The organism is Fructobacillus fructosus KCTC 3544, from assembly GCF_001438695.1.
In the GTDB taxonomy this organism is placed as follows: domain Bacteria; phylum Bacillota; class Bacilli; order Lactobacillales; family Lactobacillaceae; genus Fructobacillus; species Fructobacillus fructosus.
The window spans coordinates 19622-22161 of the sequence record NZ_JQBH01000006.1 but is presented as its reverse complement, the minus strand read 5'-3'; the positions used below and the strand labels follow the sequence as shown (position 1 = coordinate 22161).

At 47.2% G+C, this 2540-nt stretch carries 1 protein-coding gene and 1 pseudogene; both read left to right on the top strand.

Features of this window, described 5'->3' with window-relative positions; translation table 11 throughout:
* Positions 1–330: pseudogene (locus IV71_RS03490) on the top strand (1,4-beta-N-acetylmuramidase); the annotation flags it as partial.
* Between the two features lie 53 nt (positions 331–383).
* On the top strand, positions 384–2540 hold a 2157-nt coding region (locus tag IV71_RS03485; protein ID WP_169790358.1), incomplete at its 3' end, for a GDSL-type esterase/lipase family protein.

Here is a 2540-nt window from a genome sequence, read left to right as displayed (position 1 = left end):
CAGGGTAACCAGGTGATCGATGGTAAGGTTTACAACTTTGGAAACGATGACACCTTCTACGAACGTCCGGTTCAAGGATACGTTTGGGATGGATCCGCACAAAACGGTGGCTACCGTTGGTATGAAAACGGTCAGCTCTTTACTGGTTTCCGTTACTACACAGGAACTTACTATTGGTTCATTGACGGGGTTCGTCAAAACGCTGGTTGGCGTGAAGCGTGGGGTTACAAGTACTACACGGATAACGATGGTCGTGCCGTACAGGGACATCAGACGATTGATGGACAGTCCTACTACTTCGGAAATGACGGAACGTATTACCTCCGTTAAATTCGGTGAGTCGCCTTTTTCCAGACGGCTTTTTATTGAAAAGAGAAGAGACAATGAGACTTAAAATGTACAAAAGTGGTAAAAGCTGGCTAATTGCTTCCGCAGCAGTCGCTTTGACCATGACGTTATCCACGACGGCCGTTCACGCTGATCAGGCTGGTAACCAGGGACAAACGACGCAGGCAACGAGCAATCAATCGGCTGGCTCTAACCAGCAAACGACCAATTCAGTTGATCAGAACCAAGCAGCCGATTCAACTAACCAAGAAAACAAGACAAACGAAACGGTTAAGAATGGCCTAATTAAGGATGGCCAAGGCTACCAATATTTTGTCAATGGTGTTCAACAGAAGAATAGCTGGTATACCGATGCACAAGGTCAGGCCTACTACTTTGGGTCCGATGGTAATACCGTTTCAGGTTGGCAGACAATTGGTCAAAAGCTGTTTTATTTTGGGGATGATGATACCTACACAAAGCGAGTTAATCAAGACATTGACTGGCAAAATGTTCGTTACCACATCGATCAAAACGGTGTGGCCGAAAAAGTCGATGGCTTGGTCGATGACGGTACCGACCGTTACTGGTTCATTGAAGGGGTGAAGCAGACCAACACATGGGCAACCCAGGAAGACAAGACCTTCTACTTTGGGGCCGATGGAAAAGCCGCTACCGGCTGGTTAAACACCAATGGGAATCTTTACTTCTTCGGAAACGATCACGTCTTGGCTACTAATAGTGATCACCAGTACGAAGGGGTGACTTATCATTCGAACCAATACGGCGTTGCCAACCCCAAGAATGGTGTCCTCTGGGGGTTTGGTGATTCAACAACGGCCGGTTGGAATCCTTACAACGATGGTAGTCAGTCTTATGATCACTACGCCGCTAAGGATACGGATAAGCTCTTCATTAACGTTTCTGCCCACTCTGGTACCTTAATTGAAAACGATATGGATTGGATGACGGACGAAGCCATTAACTTGGCCCAGTTCAAAAACGCCACCGATATTGTGATTGGGATGGGTGTCAATGACGTGAACAACGGTGACGACCGTGTTTTGAACACGGTCATGGCTATTTTTAAGCGTAATATTGAACGTCTGCACATGGCCAATCCTAATGCGCGAATTTTCGTTCTTTTGCCACAGGGAAACTATTTGAATGGTAAGACGAGTGATACGCCTGGAAACGGTGGCTATTCATTGAATGACCTGCGTTCTGCCGAACGTCAAGTGGCCCAGGACATGGGGGCTGTCGTGATTGATGCTGGCATCGTTAATGATGCCAACCACAGCACGACTTTGCCTGATGGTGTTCACCCAACAAACGTTGTTTATCAAGAAATCGGTCAAAAGATTGCCGATTCAATGACGAATAACCAGTCAAACAACTTCCGGACAAACAATAATAACTATGACTTAGGAAACGTTTCCGGTTATGTGAACACGATGAGTGGTTGGCGCTGGCTCCAAAACGGCCGTGCATACACTGGCTTCCAATTCTATACAGGCACTTACTACTGGTTCCAAAATGGGATTCGGTCAGAAAATGCTTGGCACGAAGCATGGGGAAACCGTTACTATACGGGTAGCGATGGTCGGGCCGTGCAAGGATGGCAAACCATTGACGGAAAGCGTTACTACTTTGGTGACGATAATACCTTCGAAGTTCGTAAAAACATGGAAGTAACCATTGATGGTCAGAAGTATAAGACGGATGATCAGGGCGAATTAAAGCCATGGGCTGGCTATATTTTTGATGGTTCATCGCAAAACGGTGGTTACCGTTGGTACGAAGATGGCCAGCTATACACGGGATTCCGCTACTATGCCGGGACTTATTACTGGTTCATTAACGGGGTTCGCCAAAACGAGGGTTGGCGTCAGGCCTGGGGTTACACATACTGGACGAACATTGATGGTCGTGCTGTGCAAGGATGGCAGACGATTGATGGTCAGAAGTACTACTTCGGCGATGACGGCACGTATTACTCTCGTAAGGGGCAGCTCGAAACCATTGACGGTCAAACCTATAAGGCTGACGATGATCGGGGTGCCATGATGCCATGGACGGGCTACATTTGGGATGGTTCGTCACAAAACGGTGGTTACCGCTGGTATGAAGATGGTCAACTTTTCACTGGCTTCCGTTTCTATACGGGGACTTTCTACTGGTTCATTAACGGTGTTCGTCAAAATGAAGGTTGG